The sequence below is a fragment of the Bacillus cereus group sp. MG9 genome (genome assembly GCF_040459995.1).
Taxonomy (GTDB): domain Bacteria; phylum Bacillota; class Bacilli; order Bacillales; family Bacillaceae_G; genus Bacillus_A; species Bacillus_A mycoides.
This window is the reverse complement of the sequence record NZ_JARVHC010000004.1, coordinates 127,567-151,073: the sequence shown is the minus strand read 5'-3', so window position 1 is coordinate 151,073 and position 23,507 is coordinate 127,567. Positions and strand designations below refer to the sequence as shown.

Here is a 23,507-nt window from a genome sequence, read left to right as displayed (position 1 = left end):
CTATTAATCTGTAATTTCAGTTTCACGCTTCCATTTCTTATTTCTCCGCTTTTTCATTAATCTGCGGCCGAATAATAACAACGTGTTCAAAAAGACCGCTACAAGGAACATACAGCCCCCAAACAGCCATACATTCATGACATTCGCTCCTTTCGTTTTACAAATGAGAAAGAGGGCTTTTCCTGTTACCCTCTTTCATTTTTAGATATAAAAAAATCACTTTCCGTTTCTCAATTGAGTAACAAAAAATGATTTAATCTGATTTACCATTTATAAAATTTTTCATCGTTCCATTTCCATTGTTTCTTTTTTTCTACTTGATTTCTTTGTAGCCTTCGACTGCTCTACATTACCAGGTTCTGACTCCTTGTCTTTTTCTTTACTATTCGTTTGTTTTCCGTTTAATGGCTGAAATTTTTTATCTACATCCATTTCCTTTGAAGTTGTAGACTGATTCACCGTTATTCCTTCTTTCCCAAGTTTCTCATCCACCTGGTTTTCTAATTTCACAACGTGTTCCTGGCTTACCAGCTCATTATCAATCGAAACATACTTTGTTGTATAATACCGCTCTTCAGCTTTTACACGAGTGACAATACTATCAATATCATCTGGTGTTTCTTCATATTGTGAACGTCTGTATGCTTCGAATTTTCGGCTTAAATCCTTATCTAACGTAGTTGGCTCCTTTTCTTTTAAAGGTTGAATTTGTTGATCTAGAGAAGCAATAGGTGCATATCCTTCCTTCTTCATTTCTTTATACAATTCCACTTCTTTTTCATTAAATGAGGGATTTTTTTGTTCCTCCGCTTTATCAACTAAGATTCCATATCGTTCATCTTTTACGATTTCATCTAGACTCATATTTGCATCCTTTTCATGAATGACAAATGATAAATTTCCTCTTCCATCAAAAATAGAATTTTGAACTTTTTCATATAAATCTGGCTTCAAAATGTTATCTAAGGAGTAATTTTCCCGTTTCCCGTTCTTTTCCATGAGGAAAACAGATAAATCTTCCCGATTTGTTGAATCTTGATTCCATACAGACAAATAATCAATATCTTTCGTAACAGCATCCATCATGTGGATTCTTGCGACTTCTTCTTCATCGTGCAAACCGTTTGCTAATACTTCAATTGTAACTAAGTGATTGGGTGTCTCTTTTGACGTTTCTAATGTACTTTCCTGTGCTTTTTCCATCGGTATTTCTTTGTTATTTCTATGGTTCACTACCTCATCTCGTAACGCTTGTTTCACTTCATCCGATAGATACCTTTTCTCGTTTAATACTTGTTCATATGGTGTCTTGTAGTCCCCATCTCCCATATTGAAACGATCCATACTCACAAGCTCCATTCTCCCAAAATCCCTATCGACTTCTTTTGGAATGGCAACATGATAACGAGTTTGATCGTAAGGGATGGTTTGACCTCTTTCTTTAGCTTCTTCTCTTGCTTTTTCAATATTTGAAATGACTTCAGCCATTTTTTCATTGGCTTCTCCAAATGGGATCAGTTGATTATTCTTAAAAGTTTCGTTGTCGCTCCATTGAACTAGCATAGTTGGTCGATTAATTTCATTCTGATTTAGTGCTGCATACTTTTCTTGATTCGCCTCGTTAAATGCTTCAATAAATTCTTTATCACTCAATTTTTCTGCACCTTCTACAGGCTCAAACGCTCGATTTTTATCTGCTTGTTCTCTTAAATGGTTAACAGAAACGAGTTCTTGTGTCGTGTTACTTAAACTCATGTATTCCACTAGTAAAATATTTTTTTCACTTTCATTCTGTTCTCCATTTTCATTCTGCTTTTCATTTTCTTTTATTTTAGCCGCTTCATATTTTTCTGTATTAAATAAAATAGCGTATCGATCATCTTGTTCTAACTCACTTAAAGGAATAAGCATATCTTCTTCACGTACAGTAAATGATTGACTTTCGTTTCCATCAAGAAGAGTATCTCTTACTTTTTCATAAACATCTCCTTTAAAAATATGTTCAATATTAGAGACGTCCCTTTCGCCATTATAAAATTCATCACGGTCTAATACACCCGGATCATAAATTGCCATATGATATACTTCTTTGGTTTCTGCATCCACCATGTGTAATTTTGCAATCTCGCCATCTTTTATATCCTTATCCAATATTTCAACTGTCACTACATGCTCTTTTCCATTATCAGACACTTGTTTTGACATATTATCTACTCCCTTTTCATTAGTTTTTTCTTTTTCCTTTTCTAACGTATTTTCAATTGTTTCAATAAATTCAATCGAAGTTTCATGTACTTCTTTCAACAACTTGGTTTTATCTTTCATTTCTTTTCCTTGTGTCCAGCTCGCTAAATATCCTAACGAATATTCGCTTGTATCAATCCCAAAATAAGAAGAAACGGCATAAGCTGTCATTTCTGCTTGAAACTCTTTTTCTGGTGCTGTGTAATTCATATGTGTCTCTGCTGTATGAAGTTTGGCATGCGCCAATTCGTGAAGAAGTGTTTTTACATTTTGTAATTCACTGTTTCTAGGATTCAAAGCAACCTCTTTTGTTAAGGTGTAACTAACTCCCTTTGCGACCCCAAGTTCTTGCTTCGGCTCAATAATTTTTACACCGTTTTTTCCGCAATAGCTTCCATTCCTTTATATAAACTCTGGTAATCTGTAACGCTCCCTTCTAGCCAACGATTCGGAAAAATACGAGGTAGATCTTCCGCTTTTGCGTTTGTTTGAGACAGGTCAAATACATGACCGACAGCAAAATATAAGCGACCAGGCATCACTTCTACGCTTTTAGATTCGATTTGTTTTTTCTCTTCCTCACTTGCTTTAGTTACTGTTTTCCAAGTGCCTTCTTTGTCTTTGAATTTTGGTACAGTTCGGTTTGGAACAAGGATCTGGATTCCTTTCTCACCCTTCTTAACCGCAAACCCTTTTTCTTTCCAAAAAGAAAAGGAACCAACTGCACTGGCTCCTTCGAATTGACTCTGTATTAATGAAATATTAGATGGTGAATAGTGATAAAACTTTGCCATAAACGTTAAATACTCTTTCAAATCTCCCGGTGTACGAAAATAACCTTCTACGCTTTTTTCCATCTTTTTTGTTAAAGCTTGCACCGCTTCTTTCTTTTCTTCCGGAGATTTCGTTTGATACTTTTTCTTATAACTTTTACTCATGATCTTCTCCTACTCTTTCACTCGCTTTTTGCAATTCCTCCATTTCTTCTTCATTCCATCTCTCAGCTGTATCAAAGAAAAGCTCATGAGTTTTTACATTAACCGGAACTAACATATTCTCTTGATTCATGACATGAACTGCAAGTTCTTCCTCTTGTTCTCGTGTAATTTTAATTGTTAATTCTTCCTCTTTTACAAGTAAAACAAGTTCACCTTCTCCAACCTCTTTAATGACTCCTAATGCGATATCTTCACGAAATAATAACATCTAAATAACCTCCTGTTTTTTTATAAAAAGAAACAATGTAGCTTACGTTACATTGTTCTTTGATGCCTCATGATCTAAACGTTTTTGTCTTGCATGACTAATTCGTTCTTCCACGGTTTTCTTTGCCATCTTCACACTTTCCATCTCCTGTTTATCAGTCGTAATAATGCTGTCTACCCCCTCTAAAAAGAAATAACCGTTTAATAACTCAATCAAAACTTGTGTATTTCTATCCGCACTATTTGAACCAAGACGGATTTTTGTTAGTTCGCTTTTCAACACATCGTGTAAGTTTTTTGATACCACTTCTGTTATATAATTTAATGACCATTCAGTACTTTTTGATGCTTCATGCTCCTTGCAAATTCTTCCCATTGCTTCCCCTGTATATCGAATTCCGTGTTCCTCCATATAATCCTTTATATAATCCTCTGTCGCTTGATCCATGGTTACCTGTCTTCTAATTGTACTCATTTAATAACCCCTTTCATTTTGATATGCACTTTCTTTTTGCATACGCTCATAATACTTTTGGTTCTTCCAGCTTTCATATTCACTTTTAAAAGCACGTTCCACTTTCCTCATAGAATACTGAATAGATACATTCTGTTGAAATTTGTGAAACGGCTTTGATTTTTTCATGTGATGGATTCTCTTTTGTTCTTTATCATATGCCTTCATTTCTTGTAAAAAGGCGTTACCCATTCTTTTATACAAGTCATTAATTTTATTCGTCTTGTAATTTTCATATTGCTTCTTATCATACTTTCCTTCCCCATATGCTTCTTTAAAAACTTTCACTTCTTTATCTAGCTTTTGGAGAAACTGGTCGTAATCTTTTTTATGATGATGTTGAATATATCGACTGCTTAATTCATCAATTTCCGGCTTTAATGGTTGAATCGTATTGTAGCTATATTGCCACTGTCTTTTATCACTTGGTAACTGTTTATAGATTTGTAAAAACAACGGTTTCAGATGTTGATTGCGCCAATCAAAAACGGAATCCTCTTTTTTGCTTCCCACCATATTGTTTCGAATCAGATCATTAATTTGTTTTTGTTCCTGCTTACGATCTAACAAATTGTTTACGACTTTTCCCTTCATCGCATCTAACGTTTTTGGTTTTCTTTTGCCACGTTCTCTCGTTGGAAATGGTTCAACAGTTGCTACGTGAATATGAATATTATCCGTATTAAAATGAATGGCTGCCGACCAGATAGAGCTTTTTTCCAACCCCTCTCTTTTTTGCATTTCCTTCATCGCAAGCCGTGTTACATCCATTAACTTTTTTTCATCCAACGTTTTTGTTTTCTTATCATAAATCCCTTGTTTCTCTAACCAGGGATTATGAAAAGAAATGACATCTTGCCACATGATACTTCCATTCTCATGAGCGGTTTTAAACATTTCCTTTAAGGACTTTTTCTCACTTTCTGTTAAACGATTTGCGTGTTCCGTAAATAGTGCCGATGTCTTTTCTGAATTCCCCATATAGTCTTGATACGTTTCGAACATTTTCGGATTCAGCTTCACTTCACTTTTCGCTTCCTCCCGATCTACATAATCAATATAGTTCTGAAAAGCGTCCGAACTTGGTAACACAAATTTTGTTTTTAAAACAACACCTGGTGTGATGGAAGACTGAACAGGAACGGCATTACTCATTTTCAACATCCTGCATCATCATATGAATAAACTCATTCATTTTTTCCATTGCGCTATAACAATCACTCATCATATGGATGTTCTTTTCAATGAGATTTTCTAATTCCATTTCCCTTTTATTTTGTTGCTGAAAAAATGCCAACATTTCAATTTGGTCTTTCAAAAATTTCTGCCGGGATAATCCTTTCCTCTTTGCAATTTCATCTATTTTCTTTACGGCAATTGGATCTACTTCTCTTATTCTAATTTCCACTTTCCCCTCTCCTTTCTGCAATTTTGGGTAGAGATCAAAAAATAGTTAGAAGAGCATAAGGGGTTTTTGTTCCCACCTAAGGTGTGAAGCTAGGCGGAGCCTAGCAAAACGATGGGAACAAGAAAACCTGCAAGGTGAGTACTCACTGATGACACAAATTAAACTGATGAGTACTCACTGACGATACAAAAATGACCAAATGAGCACTCAGTGAGTACTCAAATTTCACTGGTGAGTACTCACTGACGACACGACTTTTTTCACTTTTTATTAATTTCTTGTGCCTTTTCTTCTAATTTTTTGATCTTATCTCGTGTAATTTTTTGTTCTCCTTTAAACAGTTCAACGTTCTTTTCTGATGATTTTATTTTCGATTCTAAGGATGCTATTTTCGATTGCGTTTCTGTTTTTTCCGCTTCGGTTTGGTACTTCATTTCATCTTTTAATTCTTTGACTTTCTCATAAACTGTCTTCGCATTTTCTTCTTCCAGTTTGATTGCTTTCCCATAGTTTTTAATCTTTGTTTCAATATCTTTTTTGTCTCTTTCTATAAAATCTAGTTCATATGTCTTTTTATCTTCAGCTAACAATTCATCATTTGCTTTTATTTTTCTTTGATCGGTAAAAATCGACTGTACAAGTTTATTCGGACTTTTTGTTGCTGCATTTTCTTCTTCATATTCGTTAACATCTTGTGTGAATTTACGAATATCCATTTGTTCTTTTTCACTGTTTTTATTGTAAATATCGAAAGCTAACGCTCCCCAATTCGGAGATAACTCTGTTACTTCTACCACATAATTTCCGTTCTCTTCATACAACACTTTGACAGGTAATTGAACACCAGACTTTGTTTTTTCTTGTGCTTTGAATGTAAATCCTGTTTCCTCATATCCTTCTATCCGAAAACGAATTTGTATAAAGTTTTTGTGTGGATTGTATTCCCTTTGTTCTACAATCAATTTTCCCATTCCCGATAATTTGACTACTTTATTTGTTTCCGTATGGAATAGTTTCTCATCGTTTGGCATGTAAATTTCAGACGTCAAAAAAGCGAAAAAACCTAAAAATAGAAAGCTGATAATGGTTAGGTAGACCCACGACTTATTTTTTCTTAGATTGATTCTTTCACTTTTCTTACCAATTGCACCTATCACACTCTCACCCCACCTTTTTCGTTATAAAACTTTCATGTTTAACTCTTCCACACTTGTAACTCGCCATGTTTCCTTTTCTTTTTTTATGATGATTCGCAACACATTGTTTACTTTTTCTTCTCGATTTTGCGTTGAATCTGTCGTGACATTTATAAATTCAGCTAGCACATTTATCTCCTCTTTATCGGGTTCATTTTCTTGTAAATAAAACTTCATTTCTATTGGTTTTGTTTTATAGGTATCTCCTAATTCGTATTTGTCAGTGGGATAGAATTGTTGTAAAAGTTCTTCACTCATAATAGATTTTGCTTTTTCTTTTCGCTCACTGTAGCCTTCTTTTTCTCGATGAAATGATAATTGAATAAATGTTTCGGCTGTCGATAAATACGCCCTTCTTTGTTGTTCTTGTGCGGAAGGAAGCACCTTATCCAGTCGTTTTTTTAAGTCTTCATTTTGTTTTGTTAGTAATTCATTTGAAAGTTTTAACTGTTTTTCTTTGCCATCACTCATTGATTTTTTACTCAAATAGATATTAAAAGCTGTCACACCTATAACTAAAATGACAAACACAATAAACAAGAATTTCCGTTTATCTTTCATACTTACAGTCTCCTATTCTTTCGATTTTTAGAACCTTCTTACATGACCAGAAAAGACTTTTTGCCAATACGGATTATTTAAATCTTCAATGGAAACACCTTTATTTGTTTGGCATCCAATGAAAGTATTTTTATCAATTACAATGCCAACGTGTCCGTCATGCTTGTAGGTATCAAAGAAAATAACGTCACCCGGTTTCATATCATTTGCTGATACTTTTGTACCGATTTTATTTAATGTTTCCGTACTTACAGCTCCAATCGGACTGGTATACATTCCTACTTGTTCGAATGCCCAGCGCACAAAACTTGAACAATCAAAAATCCCTCTTGCAATGTCATTTGTGTTACGTCCTCCACCAAATACATAGGTAGAACGCCCTATCCATTGGCGACCTACATCGGCAACTTTTGAGCCACTACTTCCTCCACTTCCTGCATTTCCTCCTCCACCAGAAACGACAGAACCCGGCTGATAATACTTTAAAACTGCGTCAACGTACAAAATATCGCCATAGCACGCGTCAAATGGAACGGCTTCCGGTCTTAAACAATGATACATACCAGTATGTTTTACTTTTTGATACTGTTGTTGTGAAAATTTGATTGCTAATTCTTTCGTATACTTGCCACCATTTGCGCCAACAAAATCAAAAAAACCTGTTCCAAAATTGTAGGCTTGAAGAGCTGTTTTGATATGATCCATGTCACCAGGACTCGTTACACCTGCTCTTTCTATCGCATGTTTAAACTCCTGTACACCAGCCCAAATACTGTAATCTGGATCTGTAATACAGTTTGGTGATTTACAATATTTCGTATTAAAAGCACCCTCTGATGATTGCATCGGATCGCTTCCACGCCCTCCGCTCTCCTGCATCATTTGTGCAAGCATTAAAGCGACAAATGGTTCCACGCCAAAATCTTTCGCATGCTTTCGAATCGTAGGTTCCCATTTTAAAACTTCGGGTGAAACATTCATCACTTGCCCTTCACCTGTATACGTAATATCACCCGTGTCTGTTCCACTCTCTCCACCCATTGCCGCAATAAAAATAGTCATGATTCCAAGTAAAAGAAAAGAAAAAAGACCCATCACAATTAGTGCTAAAGTGATGAGCCATTTCTTTGGTATGATCTTTAAAACTAGATGCATGGTATTAAGCACCTCCCCCGAACAACATCAATTCTTCGTCTGTTACTTCTACATGGAAGTGAATGTTTTTTACAGCCCCAATACTTAAAATGACATCCCCTGTTGGTAAATGTGGAATCGCTGCAATCTCACTTTCACTTAACTGTCCTGCAAATACTTTTCGTAACATATCTAAACTGTTATTATCTTGCTGCATGATAAATTTGTACTGTGTAAGTTCAAAGAGCTTTTTGATTTCATCAATCATTTCTTGTGAAGAACCTTCCGGTACAAAATCCCGAATCGTGTGACTTGCATATAAAAGCCCTGCAAAATATTTTCGATCTTCTCGGCTAAATTTAGTTAAAAATTGTAAAGCATGAGCGCTTTCTTTTTTCGTGTTAATTATATGATGTGCCTCGTCAATAATAATGAAGTAACGAACTACATCTTCAAAAGAAAGTTGTTGTTTAGTATATGCCTCTAATTGTGGCGCACCATTGGATATCATTTCATCCCATATTAAATTAAAAACATTAAAAATTTGCGCTTGGAATACTTCCGGTTTAAAATTTGAAATGTTTCGTAAGGAAAACGATACAACTTGTTCTTTTTTAAAGTTTTCAATAGTGGAATGACCATCAAATAATTGTGCATATGCTTCTACTAAATTTACAAGATTTAATTCAATCAACTCTAAACGATGTTTTCTGCTTTCTCCTAAATTCTCATGGTGTTTTCTATTTTCTACATTCTCATATAATTCATCACGAACAAAAGATAAAAAGTTTGAGAAAATGGGATACTCATTTGGTTTCCTTGTTGTAATTTCATTTTTTGCTCCTTTCTCATCATTCCATAATCCCATACGAATATATAATTTACGAAGCAAATTTTCATATTCTTTAATTTCATCATCTTTTGCTTCTGGTGCAATGAAGCGATAAAAAATTGTCAGTTTAGATAAGTGTTGAGTGAAACTAACTTCTTCAAGCTCTGCTGTCTTATATACTTGAAGTGGATTAATTTGACCTTGCGAACCATCTAATGCAATTGTTTTCCCGTTCAAATCACGTACTGTTTCCTCGAATTCACCTACAATATCAAAAATACGAATAAAATGACCTTTACTTGCATAGTCTACTGATTTCTTTTTTAGTAATGTTGATTTTCCAGCACCAGGCTTTCCAATCATTACACCGTTATAAAACTTTCTTTGTTCGTCTTTATGAAAAATATCAAAAATAACATTTCCTTTTGTTTTCGTTGTTCCATAATACGTACCGTATGGATCGTGCAAATAAGAATAATGAAACGGACATCCACCAGCCAAACTAACTGCCGGAATTTCTTTCCCTTTTCTTCGGTTCACATAATTCTTTTGTGTATCAAAGCTCGTTACGAGTGCATCCCATTCATACTCTTGTTCATTTAAAAAGACGGCTCCTCGAAATAGTGATAGGTAAGGTTTTGACATCATCTCCACCTTTTCCCCCACTTCACACCGTACGTGAGACTTTCACCTCATACGGCGCTCCATCTAATTCAATTGACCAACTTTTGTATTGAAGCAAAGATAGGATGTCGACGCGCTGATATTCTCAGCTTGTCAAACATCACTTTCTTATCTTCAATAATGTCGTACTTATTTAAGATTGATTTTGCCTTATCTGAATCATCGCTATGAATTGCTAAGTGTATGTCTTCTAGTACAATTACCAGATTCTCATAATTGTCCTGTCCCCCAAATTCCAACGGAATTTTATGATGACAGTGCCAACCTACTAATCCAACTTCTTGTTTCGTAATTGCACATTTTCCATACTGTGCAATAAACTTTGCAATTCTGTTATCGTTGTATTCTACTGTTCGATGCTTCATATAAAAACGCTGTACATGTCGGAGTGTCTCCCTATCTACGGCTTTTAGCGTATCATGTATTTTCTCTCTACCTTCTTTTGTATAATTTGAGATAGACTGAGTAAAATTTCTAGCCGGTTTGTGCTTCTGCGCATGGATAGGTAGTAATACGATGTCTTTGATTTTATACAATTTAGGATTGTATCGTTTATATCTTTTCCTTAATACAGTCGACATGTCACTCTTAGTGGCTTTTTTCCAATCTCGCCTCAGTCGATTATAGAGTGTTCTTATGAGATGGCAACTCATGTGATCTAGATCGTGATTAATATGTGTGGCGGCTGAATAATAATTTTGTATTCCCATTACAGTCGTGTTAAATCGCCATACTGATTCTGGTGTTTGTTCTCTGCTTATATCTTTAACAGCCTTTTTCAGCTTGCTATACGCATGTTTTCTGGATTTTACACACATTCTGCTATGAGCCACATGTTTGTTTCCTTTCTTATTTGCCTTAACTGTAAAGCCTAAAAAGTGACTCGCTTTTTTCCTCAAATTTATAATCTTTGATTTTTCAAGGCTAATATCCAGATGTAGGCGTGTTCTAAGAAAGTCTTTTGTTGCTTCAAACATTTTTAAAGCCGTTACATAATCACGACATAATATTTTTGCATCGTCTGCATATCGAATTAAGAAACATTCCTTTAATTTGCTTTTCTTTAGCGCTCGATATTTTTCACTATTTCCCTTATATGGATGTGAGGTCTTTATCGTTTCCCATTGGTTACTTACCCACCAATCTAATTCGTTGAGTACGATATTAGATAGAAGCGGACTTAGTATTCCTCCTTGCGGAGTACCTTTTTGAGGAACACCCTCATTTACAATTTCTGCTTTCAGTAGTCTTGAAATGATAGAAAGTAATTTCTTATCTCGTATACCTATCGTCCACAATTGCTTTAGAAGTTTTCCATGATGCACATTGTCAAAGAAACCTTTAATGTCTATATCCACACAGTAGTGAAATCCGTTTCCTTTTCTATTCACTAAAGATTTCATTCTCGCTAGTGCATGATGTGTACTTCGGTTAGGGCGAAAACCGTAACTATGGTTATGAAATTTCGCTTCGCATATTGGTTCCAATATTTGCAATACACATTGCTGAAATAATCTGTCCCATATGGTTGGTATCCCTAAAGGTCTACGGTCTCCATTTGGTTTTGGTATAAATACGCGTCTTACAGATTGTGGTTCATACCAACCAAACATCGTTCTTACTTTTTCTATCACTTCATCCGTTGAAAGCATTTTAATATCATTAATTGTCATTCCATCTGTTCCAGCTGTCAGACTTCCCATATTTCTTTTTATATTTCGATATGCTAAACGTATGTTTTCATCCATCTTCATAAGCTCTATTAATTTATAAAAGTTGTTACCGTTTTGACTTTGCTGATACAAGTCATCTAGTATAGACTGCATATCATAATATTCAGCGTGTCTAAGCTTTTCAGTTTTCTTTATAAGTCGGATCTCCTTTCAGAGTTTACCTTTTTTAGTCTCACAAGAACCTTATAATTCGACTGCGTAGCTTGTTGAAACGGTTGGTCAATCTTTCATCAGACTAATGGCTATCCCTCTGCAATGTTTCCATTGCTTCACCGGTACTATGCCATCACTCTCACCACCATAAATGAAGGTTATACGTTTGCTAATCTCACAAACACCTTCCCTTCAAACACTTCCTCGAAGATAAGTTCTCCATGTTGGTGGCTTTCCACGTTCCATTATTTCTATCTATGCATAACACTTTTAGGGTTCTCCTTTAAGCCTACTGACTTGATGTCGCCTATAACGACATATGGACTTTCATAACAACTATTTTTACTCATCCACATCAGCACCACGCTCGTGGCACACACATTTCTATGTGTCATCGTTCTAGACCCGTACATTCGAAGATTCGTCAGATTCTGCCTACCCGTTGGTTTTGTTGAATCCATTCTACCCATGAGTGCTTTTTAGACTCCCGGCCTATAGGCTACACCATCCACCGCTGGACAGTTTTCGTAGTATCGAGATACTTTAACGGTAGCTCTCAGCCGACTTCACCGAGCTTCACACAACTACAGGCTTATCTTTTGTATGCTGCATGTCGGAGTATCAGAGGAAGCCCTTCAAGGCGTTACCCTATCATTTGACTTCTCGAAATAATAGTTCTGCTGAATATTGAATCAGCGCCTAACCTTTTCAGTTAGGAACGTGTCGCACAGTTATAAGATTCTAATGTTTCCATGATCTCTTTTACTTGTTTTTCTAACTCATCTAATGTTCTAGCGGAAACATAGATACGGATGTGAATACGTTTCATGACCTCACCTTGTTTCAAATCCGTATAAAGAGCTTCCAACTCTAAAAATTCATTTTTCGCATCGATCCGATCTATATTATCCTTCGCTGTATCATGTCGAACACTTTGTTCACTCATGGATTTATTAATCGATTCAACAACCTCTTTTCGGTCATCACTCATTACATCTAATGTCGTAATCACATTCGGCATATTCATAATTTGTTCTAACCAAAAATCATTTACTTCTGTTGGATAGTCAAAAACATGAATACAAGTACCTACTCCATCACCGGTTTGCACATAACTTTCTTTAAAGCTGATTCCCCCTTGTGGCTGAACTCTAGCCACTAAATAAGGGTTGTAACCTTTCTTCTTTTTTAGTTCTTCTTGTTTTTCTTTTTTAGATTTTTTACTTTTGAACGCAAACATATTGTTTCCCCCTTACTACCATATATTTTTCGTTCCTAATTTTGCATTTTGATTAAACAATTTAAACATAAGCTCTAACTTTTTCTCTTCATCCACCTCTAATAATTCGGTAGAGCGTTTGATATATCGCTTTGCTGCATCCACACGTTCTTTTACGATTAATTCCGTTTCTCCGTAAATAAATAAGAAGGCTTCCCGATTTGTTCTGCCCCATTCTAAAAATTGAAGTTCTTTTAACTTTTGATTTAAAATCCGTTCATACAAAGGACTGGTACATTCTTTAATTTTCTTCTCCATATATCGTTGTTGTGCGGTAGTTTGACATGGGAAGTTTAAAAAAACGAGTTTAATGGACTGTTTGTAGGCTTGATAAAAATACGCATGTGAGAAGATAACAAATGCTTGTTCATCGCTATTCTTAGAGAACATATCGTCACCTTCCACTTGAAGAATTTCTAAAAACTCCTCATTTTTCAGCTCAAATATGCCATCCTCCGTCATGTCAACGATTTGCATAATTTCCACAATACTTTTCTTTACCTTTGGTGGTGCTTCTTTCGTTTTTCTAGATAAAAAACCTAAAAGTTTTGGTTTTTTCTTTTTCGAAACATCTTTCTTTGACTTTTCTTTCTTCTGTTTTTTCACTTTTGGTTCTACCTTTGTTTTTTCTTCTTTCTTTTTGTTGGGTACCACCTTCACAATTTCTTTTGGTTCAGAAAGTGACTCTTTTACATTTTTTTCGTTAAATCGAAATGCTTTTTTCTTCGGTATTTCTAGTTGTTTTGGCTCTTCTTTCTCCACATCTTTTTCGCTGAATAACGCCATATGTGATCCCTCCCTTATTGATCGTTATCAATGGCGCAATATGCACCTTTTCTTCTTAGCAATGTAATAATCAAAACTTCATACATTCGTTTTTGAGGATTCGTACTTGGTCGCCAAATCATGATAATTGCAATAGCTGCCATGAAAATAACAAATGGTAATTGAAAGGAATCATGTACAAAATTTCTAAGAATCATTGTTACAACTAATAAACCAATTAATAAAAAGAAATCTATTAAATAAAGCACTTTATTAATCCGTAATTCTGTACTGATTTCCTTCGGAATCCGATAGCTTCTCATCGGGATTCCCTCCTTTTCGACAATAAAAAATAAGCGTACGATTACGCTTATTTTTTATCTGTATTATTTTTATTTTTGCTCACGATATCTCTCCAACTTTTACCCGTATTTTGACCCATTTGATAAAAACGCTTTGTATTCTGTACCGTTTCAGAAGTATTAATTCGTTCTTGTACTCCTCTTACCTTTTGTTTCATAGATGATGTAGTATTTTTAACTTTATCGGTTGTATATTGTCCTAATGTCCGTGTTTCTTGGCTTCTACTTGCTGCCACTTCTTTATCACTTTCATAAGGAATAATCGGGCTACTATGAGTCACCGTTACGATGTCGGCTGATGCCGGGCTACTTCCGCTTGGCACTGATCTTGGCGTTTCCATTGGTGCCGGGCTACTTCCACTTGGCACTGATCTTGGCGTTTCCACTGGTGCCGGGCTTCCTCCACTTGGCACTGATCTTGGCGTTTCCACTGGTGCCGGACTACTTCCGCTTGGTACTGGTCTTGATGTTTCCATTGGTGCCGGACTACTTCCGCTTGGTACTGGTCTTGATGTTTCCATTGGTGCCGGACTACTTCCGCTTGGTACTGGTCTTGATGTTTCCATTGGTGCCGGACTACTTCCGCTTGGTACTGGTCTTGATGTTTCCATTGGTGCCGGACTACTTCCGCTTGGTACTGGTCTTGATGTTTGATTTCCTTCACTTATCCCTTGTCTTACTGTTCCTGGTGTTTGACTTCCTTCACTTGCTCCTTGCCTTACCGCTCCGACTGTTTGATTTCCTTCATTTGTTCCTTGTCTTACTGTTCCTGGTGTTTGATTTCCTTCACTCGCTCCTTGCCTTACTCCTCCTGGTGTTTGACTTCCTTCACTTGCTCCTTGTCTTACTGTTCCTGGTGTTTGATTTCCTTCACTTGCTCCTTGCCTTACTCCTCCTGGTGTTTGACTTCCTTCACTTGCTCCTTGTCTTACCGCTCCGGCTGTTTGACTTCCTGCGCTTGTTCCCTGTCTTACTGCTCCTGGTGTTTGACCTCCTGCGTTTGCTCCTTGTTTTACCGTTCCGGCTGTTTGATTTCCTTCACTTGCTCCTTGTCTTACTCCTCCGGCTGTTTGATTTCCTTCACTCGCTCCATTTGCTTTTCCAGCTTCTTTCATTTCATCTTGAAGACTTGTTGTTCCCGATTCTTGCCCATTTGCTACCCCAGGGTTCTCGTTCCCTTCTTTTTTCATATCTTCTTGAATAGATGGCGTGCCACCATTCTTTTTATCTTCTTCCTTATTTAAGTTACCTTTTTCTTTTTCATTTTTTGCTAAATCATTTCCATTTGCTTTCTTCTGATCTGCTTTTTTCATTTGTTCTTGCAAGGACTCTTTATTTTCAGACTCATTCCCTTTTTTCAAGCCACTTATAAGACCAGCCATGCCACCTGTTGCCATCGCTGCCGCACTTGCTGTTTTAGCTGCTGCAACACCAGTTCCTTCTGCTGCGCCTTTCGCTCCTTTTCCAATCATATTTCCTAGACTCTTCATTGGTTTCGAATTTGCAAGACTGCCAATTCCTTTACCCAGTGCGAAACCGCCTGCTAAACCGCCTGCTAACATGCCCCAACTGCTCTTTAATCCAATATCTATTCCAAATAACCTTTCTACGACTGCCGGACCATCTAGAACTGCCATACTAAATGCCGCTAATGCAATCAGATACGGTACACCATTTAATTTGTCATGGAGAAACGCCGTTCCCATTATATATAGCTTCAAAGATAGGAATATCATAATCGTTGCTATAAATATATTGAGGATATTAGATAATACAGCTTTTAACTTTTGACCATTCGCAACATCGGCTGGTGCTAATATGTTCGCTAACAAGTAGTTAAATGCCAATTCATAAAATAACCTAGCTAATTTAATACTCACCAATAACAAAGTTGCACCAGTTATCAGTAAAGTAAAGAATATGTTCCAAAAATTCCAATGCCAGCGATAATACTTTTCTGGAAAGAAATCAAACCATCCATCTTTTAATTCAGCTAAAGATGCAACTCCTAACGCATCCATTACTCTTTTATTTTTCAAAATTTCCTGTCCATCATCTGATAACTTTTTATCCTTTGCAAACTCAAAATCCGAATCAATTTTTTCTGTAATATCAATCTGTCTAATGTTTTTTTCTGGAATATGATTTTTCGGACTCATGTCTTCTTTCTTTTTCCACTTATTTTCATCTATTACTGCTATATCTGTTATGTTCTTCTTAATAATTTCATCACTCAATGATCCCTTTTGCTCTGATTTTACAACCGCTATGGCATCATCGGTGAACTTATCGACCTTTGTCATACCCGTACTTAGTAAACAAAGTACACTTAGTGTTACGAAAATATTGATGATAATTTGAGAACGGTTCATTTGCTTGTTCATAATGAACATGTAGCCAATATATATAAATGATATGGCTAACAGAACGACAAACAATGGATATAACATATCAACAAATTTTTGTATTTCTGGTGAGTTAAAGAATCCTTTAATCCCTAGTATGGCATCTGTTACACCCTCCAAGGCATCTACAACCAAAGATAGACCTTGAATTAAAAACCATCCTAGCCAACGCAATACATAATTCACGATATCTCCTACTTGAAGATAATCCGAGAACTCTTCTATAGTTTTTAAAATCTCTTCATTTTTCACCATTTATCCTCCTCTCACGCTTACTACTGCCCTAATACTTCCTTTGCTGTCCAATTCACCCTTTCATTCAGTCTGTCAATACGAATAATCAATTTCCCTTTTTGTTCCCGATCTACTGAAAGGAAAAGAACCGCATCTTCTAGACCAAGAATGACCTCATTTTCTTCTGTTACAAATGGCGAGTAACTATCTAAAATCAATTGCATTTTATCCGTTATTGTCGGTACACCCATTCCCTCTTCCTCCTTTATATTTGGATTCAAAAAAGCACTCAATCATTTGAGTGCTTTCTAACTTGTTACTTGTTCTTTTTCTTCTAAATCACGCAAGATTCGATTAATCTTGTTTTCGACTGCTTGATAAACACTTTTGTCGATGTGGTCATTATGAGCTAACATTTGAAATTCACTGTAAAACTCGCCCATTTCTTGATTTTCAACCACATCTATCTCTTTCCCTAACTGTGCTAAAAAGAACTTATCAACCAGTTTCAGCACCGCTACGTCCGATTCAAAAAATTCAATAACCGTTTTCGATTTCCAATTTTCAATGGAGAGGGAATCAAACGGGCTATCTTCCTGCTGAAATGCCTCTTCCGGAATATCTTCATCAATTCCCATCATTGTTGGTTCTTCTATTGGTTGCGGTGCCTCTACTTGGGAAGAAGCTTCTTGTTCTGGCTGCGGTGTTTCTTTCTCGATTTGTTCTGATTTTCTTTCTCCAAGAAAATCAACAATGAGTTCTTTAGGTTCTACATCATCATGTAGGGAGTCAATATCTATGTCTAAAATGGACTTATCTGTATCAAATTCTACTCCGAGATATTCCCATCTATATTTTAAGGCTGTTTCTTCTGTATTATAAATTGGTCGTGGTCTAATTCGTTTCCGCTCATTATCTTGGCGTTTTATCACACGAATAACGACACTTTCTCCTTCTTTAAAATTCGTAAGCTCATTTGCTGTTAACAGTGGTCGTTGATCTAGACCTTCCGTTTTATTTTTATCAGTAGAAAGACCTTTTCCACTTCGGGAAGGTAGATTAATTGTCTGATTCCCCAACTTTTTGGACACTTTTTCGGCTGTTTCTTGATCGTTTGTTAGAATGTAGATCGTATTCCCACAGTTTCCATCAATGGTATCTGCATCTTCTCCATATTTATTTTTTAATTGTGAATATGCTTGAATGATAAGATTAAAACGGATATTTCTACCGAGACAAACTGTAATAATATTCGCCATGCCTTCAATACTCGGCATATTTCCAAACTCATCGAGGCAAAAAACTACCTCACGGTGACATTTCCCTCCACGAGCAAGAGATGCACCTTTAGCCAATATAAAATAAAGCTGTCTTACAAAAATAGAAGTAATCACATGATTCGAAGAATCAAAGTCTGGTGTAATCATAAAAATAGCGACTGGTTTATAGAAATAATCCACTTTCGTTATTTGCATATCTTCATTTTCTTCTACTATTTTAAATTCTGTATGACCTGTCTTTTCATCTATTTTCGTAATAGAAATAGATGTATTGGTTTGAGGATTTCCCTTTTCATTACATTGGATGGTATCTCCAACTTTTATTATTTGCTTAAAATCTAATGCAAAACGTCCTGTAATATCTGCTTTGATAGACTCTTTTGAGCCATCTGGAAATACAATTTCTACTCGTTTTCTAGGTGTTACTTTTCCTTTTATCGTTTTTCCAAAACCGACACGTTTTAAATCCACACTATTTTTTGCTGTCATTTTAGCGATTTCATCAAATGTAAAAATAGAAAGTCCGTTCATTGTTTGGGTGAAAATTCCACCTCGTGTCGTTCCTTTTGAAAAGTTTGAGGTTGCATATTGCATTTTCGCAACACTATCCGCTGGTAAACCTTCAAAATATAAATCTAATGCATTTTGTGGATCTGCTTTCGGATCTACGATTACCTCTTTTGAACCAAGTTCTGATAACATATTCGCAACTGCATACATTGTGATTTTTTCTTCTGTACCTTCCGCAATACATTTATCTGTAACTGCTAATATCATGGCGTTACACAAGCTCATAGCGCACTGTTGCCAAAAAGGATCTTTGACAGTGGGGTTGTAATACAAAGTGTGTGAGAGTGTTTTACATAGTGCTTGCGCTGTTGAATAATCTCCATCTTTATAGGAATCTTTGACAAGCTGCAATAAGTTATAACTCATAGAATCAAGTGGAGTTAACAGGTTCAAAACTTCAATGTGATAGCCTCGTTTTTCCAGCGTTTCTTTCGATGCGCTGAACAATTCCCCCTTTGGATCGTTAAAAATTAAAGATGGCTTATGTTCCGCTCTAGAATAGACATCAATTGTAGGAAATACAAAGGTTTCTCCTTTACCAGAGCGTGTTGTACCAATAATTAAGTTGTTTACAGGGCTATCATCAATGAATACCTTATCACCTAGTCGAGAGATAACAACACCACCGCCACCTTTAAATGATTCCTCTCGATCTGGCACAGCTCGGTATTGCTTTTTCAACTCTTCAACTGTTGTAAAACGACTAGATCCTTTCTGATGATTATTTAAGTTTTTAAAGGAAGATTTCAATTTGTACACTGTTCTCACTATGGTTCCAATCACTAAAAGGAAAACAAGTAAGTAGTAAATTGGATGCTCTGCAATCGGCATCCGAAAAAGAAATCCTAAATCTATATGAAATGGTTTTGGATGTAATAAGTCACTAAATGTTGTTTCTATCAATTCTAAAGATAAATTGAGTAAAAAATTAGCGATTAAAAACATTCCAACAAACAAAAAAGTACTCAATGGAATGAGTACTTTTTTTTCAGCTAACTTATATTTAATTGAGATTTCATCCTTGTACATGGGCAAGCGAATCCCCCTTTAAACTGTTACATCTGATTTTGACTCTTGTTTATTTAATTCTGTTGGCTTTTCTGGATTCGTTGGTTTTTCCGGTTCTGTTGGCTTTTCTGGATTTGTCGGTTTCTCTGGATTCGTTGGTTTCTCCGGTTCTGTTGGCTTTTCTGGATTTGTCGGTTTCTCCGGATTTGTTGGTTTTTCCGGTTCTGTTGGCTTTTCTGGATTTGTCGGTTTCTCCGGATTTGTTGGTTTTTCCGGTTCTGTTGGCTTTTCTGGATTTGTTGGTTTTTCCGGTTCTGTTGGCTTTTCTGGATCTGTTGGCTTTTCTGGATCTGTTGGTTTCTCTGGATCTGTTGGCTTCTCTGGATCTGTTGGCTTTTCTGGATCTGTTGGTTTCTCTGGATCTGTTGGCTTCTCTGGATCTGTTGGTTTCTCTGGATCTGTTGGTTTCTCTGGATCTGTTGGCTTCTCTGGATCTGTTGGTTTCTCTGGATCTGTTGGTTTCTCTGGATCTGTTGGTTTCTCTGGATCTGTTGGCTTCTCTGGATCTGTTGGCTTCTCTGGATCTGTTGGTTTCTCTGGATCTGTTGGTTTCTCTGGATCTGTTGGCTTCTCTGGATCTGTTGGTTTCTCTGGATCTGTTGGTTTCTCTGGATCTGTTGGTTTCTCTGGATCTGTTGGTTTCTCTGGATCTGTTGGCTTCCCTGGATCTGTTGGTTTCTCTGGATCTGTTGGTTTCTCCGGTTCTGTTGGTTTCTCTGGATCTGTTGGCTTTTCTGGATTTGTTGGTTTCTCCGGTTCTGTTGGCTTTTCTGGATCTGTCGGTTTTTCCGGTTCTGTTGGCTTTTCTGGATTTGTTGGTTTCTCCGGTTCTGTTGGCTTTTCTGGATTTGTTGGTTTCTCCGGTTCTGTTGGCTTTTCTGGATTTGTCGGTTTCTCCGGTTCTGTTGGCTTTTCTGGATTTGTCGGTTTCTCCGGTTCTGTTGGTGGCTCTATAGGTGGTTTTGGTTTTTCTGTCCCTGTACTTTCCGTATTACCATTCTCACCTTCCGGTGTAATTGGTGGGTTCACAATTGCATCTGGTTTCTTCTCTGTTGGAAGAATATCTCCTATACTCGCTACTGAAGAATCAATATTTTGATCACCAAATGCAAAATGATCTCCGTTCACGGTAACTTGTGGCTTATTATCTGTAATAGCTGCAATCACATTATCCTTTGCCGTATCTTGAAGTGATTTATCTGTTGTTTCTTTATCAAAGAGTGCTAGAACACGGGAAGTCGTTTCATCTCCGTTTTGAAGATTACTTACAATAGATTTTTCTTTAAAATTAATTTTTGATTTATCAAGCTCTTCGAGTACATAAGCAACTTCATTATCTTTACTTTGAATTGCGTTTTCTGTAATTGCTTCGAAATCTTGTTTGTTCAAATCTTCTTTCTTTTCATCCGGCTTATTCTTATCTACCTTTTTTGTAATAGCTGTTTTACTTTTTGATGATTCCTTACTTCCAAACCAACTGCACCCTGTCGTACTCAATATTAATGAACCACCAAGAAAAACAATTCCCATTCTTTTGTACAGATTCTCATAATTTAAAGGCATGTTATTCTCTCCCCCTTAGATGTTCTGTAGATCTTTATCAATTTTTTCAATCTTAACTTTCTTTTCCTCTTCACTTACCGTAGATTGTTGAATATCTCGTTTCTCTAATTCTTTGACCTCTTTCATTACGTTTTTATTTCCTTGCGTTTTGGCAAAAGAATAACAATCTTCATATTTTTTTAGATTTACAAAAGCTTCAACAATGAGTTTTTCACGTCTACCGTCCATATTGACTTTCCCCTTAAGCTTGATTACCTCCTCATATTTCTTATTAAGCGCTGCCTTTTCAAAGTCGATTACATCATTTTTGACATCAATTTCATTGATTTTATTCATGTTGTCTATCCCAATAAAATAAGCAACCACACTTTCTGCAAATTTCGGCTCATATTGTAATGCCTTATTTGCCTTTCCATTTAATAAATAAGTAAATAAAACTGCCTTCTGACTATCTTTATCTAATTCTGTGTAATTAACCTTATCGAAGTATTTAACGGCTTCTCCATACTGTTGAATGGCTGCCTGTTGTAATCCTTTTACTACATATTGTTCAGAGCCAGCATTTGCACTCGAAACTGGCTCTGAAGAGAATAACTTAAAGGCAAATATGGCACCGGCTCCAATTAACACCACGCTTCCTATGACACTTGCAATTATCTTAAATCCTTTTCTATTTTCCTTTCCAGGCTTTACTTTTGGTTTCATTTCATCCGATGGGCTATTAGGGTGCTCTTCCTTTGTTTCTGGTGATTCTTCTTGATATTCATATTCTTCATGAAAAGGAGAATCATTGATTTCCCTTTCTAACGTTTCTAACAACTCCTTTTTTTGTTCCTCTTGTTCTGGATCTAATTGCATCACATTCATTTTTTTAGAAATGTGATCAAAAATATGATCTGCATATCTCGAACCCAGTGATAAAGTACCGTTATAAATTTCATTAGAGTGACCATCTAACAAATCAAAATCTATATGTTCTTGTCGCCCTGCTTCTCTATAAACACGTTCTAATCGTTTGGTTAAGGTATAAGCTTCATGAAACCAATATTGCTTACCCGGCTCAATTTCTGTTCCATTACTACTTTTAAAAATGACAAACATGGCTTCTCCCTTCTCACATTTACTTTAAATTCCATGAAAAAAGGCAACAAAAAAAGCCATACCCTTTGCATAGCCTCCTCATTGCCTTATTTATATTTTTTCACTATTTCATCCAGAGAAATGGGAATAAGATTTGACCAAATTTTACATTGCTATTTACGCTCTCTGCTAAGTATTGGCATCCCATTACGATAACAAGTCCGGCTGCCCCACCAAGAAACCACCAAATACATTTATGTCTTCCTCGTTCACCGCCCCAAATTAAGAGATAAGCGCCCCAGCAAAATACAATCGCTGTACTAACCATTGCCCCTCTTTGCATCCATGCAATAAATGAATTCCCTGTTTGAATTAGACCGTCCATCGCATCACCTAACACTAACATTTGAGCTACTGTTTCCAACATTGACATATACATTCACTCCCTTTTCATTTTTAGATGCTTATACGTTACTAAGCTGACTTGACTCATTCGACTTGCTGTCTTCTTTTACTTCTGTTGATGTTGCTTTATAAGCTTGTAAAGCTTTCATTACTAAATCTTGATTTTCTTCAATATATTTCTGATGATGTAAATGAAGCCAATGGTTATAATCCTGACCATTGGCTCTTAATAGGTTTGCTACCATATCTTTTTCTTTTTTTAACTCTCTTTGTGAAATCGTCACTATATTACCACCTTTCAATGATTATGTGATTACTTCTGATATTGTTCTTTGCAATTTTTAACAAAAAAACTGAGTTCATTTTCAAGTTCTGATGGTTTAATTTGTGGAATTTTAATATCTTTTTTTAGTTTTCCTTTTTCATAATATGCAAGTGAATCTCTTTTTTGCGATAAGCCCCAATCATAAGGGTTGCTTGAACCTGGTACATCTTCACGCTTTTCATCTAATTCTTGTATCTGAACCTTTTCTTGCTGCGCTACTTTTTTTACAGCATGAAGCCAATCCTCTCTTTTTTTCTTAGTGGAATTTAGCATAACAAATCCTGTGCCATCCTCACTCATGAACTTCTTCATTTCTAACGGACTAAGTTCCATTACTTCCCCTTTTCCCGAACTAAAGACAAATGTTGAACCAATACCAATTGCAATTAACAGTCCAACAACAGCGGAAATGATCCACCCTTTACGACTCATGCATGTTCCTCCCTATGTCATATTTTTATAAGCGATTTTGAAGTGTGATGAGACACTTTTAAACTTCAACATCTG

General features: G+C 36.2%; 21 protein-coding genes and 2 pseudogenes. All 23 read right to left on the bottom strand.

Going from position 1 to position 23,507, the window contains the following annotated elements; genetic code table 11:
* Positions 1-3 precede the first annotated feature (3 nt).
* The 23 genes and pseudogenes from QCI77_RS30545 to QCI77_RS30435 all read right to left on the bottom strand — a co-directional run bounded on the left by QCI77_RS30545 (position 4) and on the right by QCI77_RS30435 (position 23,432).
* Entirely contained in the window at positions 4-138 is a 135-nt protein-coding gene (locus QCI77_RS30545; RefSeq protein ID WP_255286916.1) for a hypothetical protein, read from the bottom strand.
* A 144-nt stretch (positions 139-282) separates the two neighbouring features.
* Positions 283-2,607 (bottom strand): LPD25 domain-containing protein, encoded by a 2,325-nt coding sequence (locus QCI77_RS30540; RefSeq protein WP_353826157.1) that lies wholly within the window; start codon positions 2,605-2,607, stop codon positions 283-285.
* A 5-nt stretch (positions 2,608-2,612) separates the two neighbouring features.
* Entirely contained in the window at positions 2,613-3,182 is a 570-nt protein-coding gene (locus tag QCI77_RS30535) for an ArdC family protein (protein ID WP_353826139.1), read from the bottom strand.
* Positions 3,175-3,450 (bottom strand): hypothetical protein, encoded by a 276-nt coding sequence (locus tag QCI77_RS30530; protein WP_000923991.1) that lies wholly within the window; start codon positions 3,448-3,450, stop codon positions 3,175-3,177. Before QCI77_RS30530 ends, QCI77_RS30535 begins: the two co-directional genes overlap by 8 nt.
* Before the next feature lie 42 nt (positions 3,451-3,492).
* Positions 3,493-3,924, bottom strand: coding sequence for a hypothetical protein (locus QCI77_RS30525; protein WP_353826138.1), 432 nt, complete (start codon positions 3,922-3,924; stop codon positions 3,493-3,495).
* Positions 3,925-5,118, bottom strand: a complete 1,194-nt coding sequence (mobP2, locus tag QCI77_RS30520; protein WP_353826137.1) for a MobP2 family relaxase — start codon at positions 5,116-5,118, stop codon at positions 3,925-3,927.
* Positions 5,111-5,371, bottom strand: coding sequence for a hypothetical protein (locus tag QCI77_RS30515; RefSeq protein WP_098968563.1), 261 nt, complete (start codon positions 5,369-5,371; stop codon positions 5,111-5,113). The genes mobP2 and QCI77_RS30515 overlap by 8 nt, the downstream gene beginning before the upstream one ends.
* 260 nt (positions 5,372-5,631) lie before the next feature.
* Entirely contained in the window at positions 5,632-6,528 is an 897-nt protein-coding gene (locus QCI77_RS30510) for a hypothetical protein (RefSeq protein ID WP_353826136.1), read from the bottom strand.
* 21 nt (positions 6,529-6,549) lie between these two features.
* Positions 6,550-7,128 carry a MerR family transcriptional regulator gene (locus tag QCI77_RS30505; RefSeq protein WP_353826135.1) on the bottom strand — a complete coding sequence of 193 codons (579 nt, stop codon included), beginning with the start codon at positions 7,126-7,128 and terminating at the stop codon, positions 6,550-6,552.
* 27 nt (positions 7,129-7,155) lie between these two features.
* Positions 7,156-8,283, bottom strand: a complete 1,128-nt coding sequence (locus tag QCI77_RS30500) for a bifunctional lytic transglycosylase/C40 family peptidase (protein ID WP_353826134.1) — start codon at positions 8,281-8,283, stop codon at positions 7,156-7,158.
* Positions 8,284-8,287: 4 nt separating this feature from the next.
* Positions 8,288-9,715, bottom strand: a pseudogene (locus tag QCI77_RS30495) (VirB4 family type IV secretion system protein); the annotation flags it as partial.
* Between the two features lie 92 nt (positions 9,716-9,807).
* The gene (gene ltrA, locus QCI77_RS30490; protein ID WP_353825848.1) at positions 9,808-11,604 is read right to left on the bottom strand and encodes a group II intron reverse transcriptase/maturase; all 1,797 of its coding nucleotides are present in this window, start codon (positions 11,602-11,604) and stop codon (positions 9,808-9,810) included.
* Between the two features lie 790 nt (positions 11,605-12,394).
* Positions 12,395-12,904: pseudogene (locus QCI77_RS30485) on the bottom strand (VirB4 family type IV secretion system protein); the annotation flags it as partial.
* 15 nt (positions 12,905-12,919) lie between these two features.
* On the bottom strand, positions 12,920-13,729 hold the full coding sequence (locus QCI77_RS30480; RefSeq protein WP_353826133.1) for a hypothetical protein: 810 nt from the start codon (positions 13,727-13,729) through the stop codon (positions 12,920-12,922).
* A gap of 14 nt (positions 13,730-13,743) precedes the next feature.
* Positions 13,744-14,031: a DUF5592 family protein gene (locus tag QCI77_RS30475; RefSeq protein ID WP_002130425.1), complete on the bottom strand. Its 288-nt coding sequence runs from the start codon at positions 14,029-14,031 to the stop codon at positions 13,744-13,746.
* Between the two features lie 47 nt (positions 14,032-14,078).
* Positions 14,079-16,727 (bottom strand): pLS20_p028 family conjugation system transmembrane protein, encoded by a 2,649-nt coding sequence (locus QCI77_RS30470; protein ID WP_353826132.1) that lies wholly within the window; start codon positions 16,725-16,727, stop codon positions 14,079-14,081.
* 23 nt (positions 16,728-16,750) lie between these two features.
* A complete protein-coding gene (locus QCI77_RS30465) occupies positions 16,751-16,960 on the bottom strand; it encodes a hypothetical protein (RefSeq protein ID WP_000538815.1) in 210 nt (69 codons plus the stop codon).
* Positions 16,961-17,017: 57 nt separating this feature from the next.
* On the bottom strand, positions 17,018-19,588 hold the full coding sequence (locus QCI77_RS30460; RefSeq protein WP_353826156.1) for a VirD4-like conjugal transfer protein, CD1115 family: 2,571 nt from the start codon (positions 19,586-19,588) through the stop codon (positions 17,018-17,020).
* An 18-nt stretch (positions 19,589-19,606) separates the two neighbouring features.
* Positions 19,607-21,190, bottom strand: a complete 1,584-nt coding sequence (locus QCI77_RS30455) for a hypothetical protein (RefSeq protein WP_353826131.1) — start codon at positions 21,188-21,190, stop codon at positions 19,607-19,609.
* Positions 21,191-21,205: 15 nt separating this feature from the next.
* Positions 21,206-22,291, bottom strand: coding sequence for a hypothetical protein (locus QCI77_RS30450; protein ID WP_353826130.1), 1,086 nt, complete (start codon positions 22,289-22,291; stop codon positions 21,206-21,208).
* A 103-nt stretch (positions 22,292-22,394) separates the two neighbouring features.
* A complete protein-coding gene (locus QCI77_RS30445; protein ID WP_193648727.1) occupies positions 22,395-22,703 on the bottom strand; it encodes a hypothetical protein in 309 nt (102 codons plus the stop codon).
* A 31-nt stretch (positions 22,704-22,734) separates the two neighbouring features.
* The gene (locus tag QCI77_RS30440; RefSeq protein ID WP_353826129.1) at positions 22,735-22,959 is read right to left on the bottom strand and encodes a hypothetical protein; all 225 of its coding nucleotides are present in this window, start codon (positions 22,957-22,959) and stop codon (positions 22,735-22,737) included.
* Positions 22,960-22,988: 29 nt separating this feature from the next.
* Complete coding sequence (locus QCI77_RS30435) at positions 22,989-23,432, bottom strand: hypothetical protein (RefSeq protein ID WP_353826128.1); 444 nt, start codon at positions 23,430-23,432, stop codon at positions 22,989-22,991.
* Between the last annotated feature and the right edge of the window lie 75 nt (positions 23,433-23,507).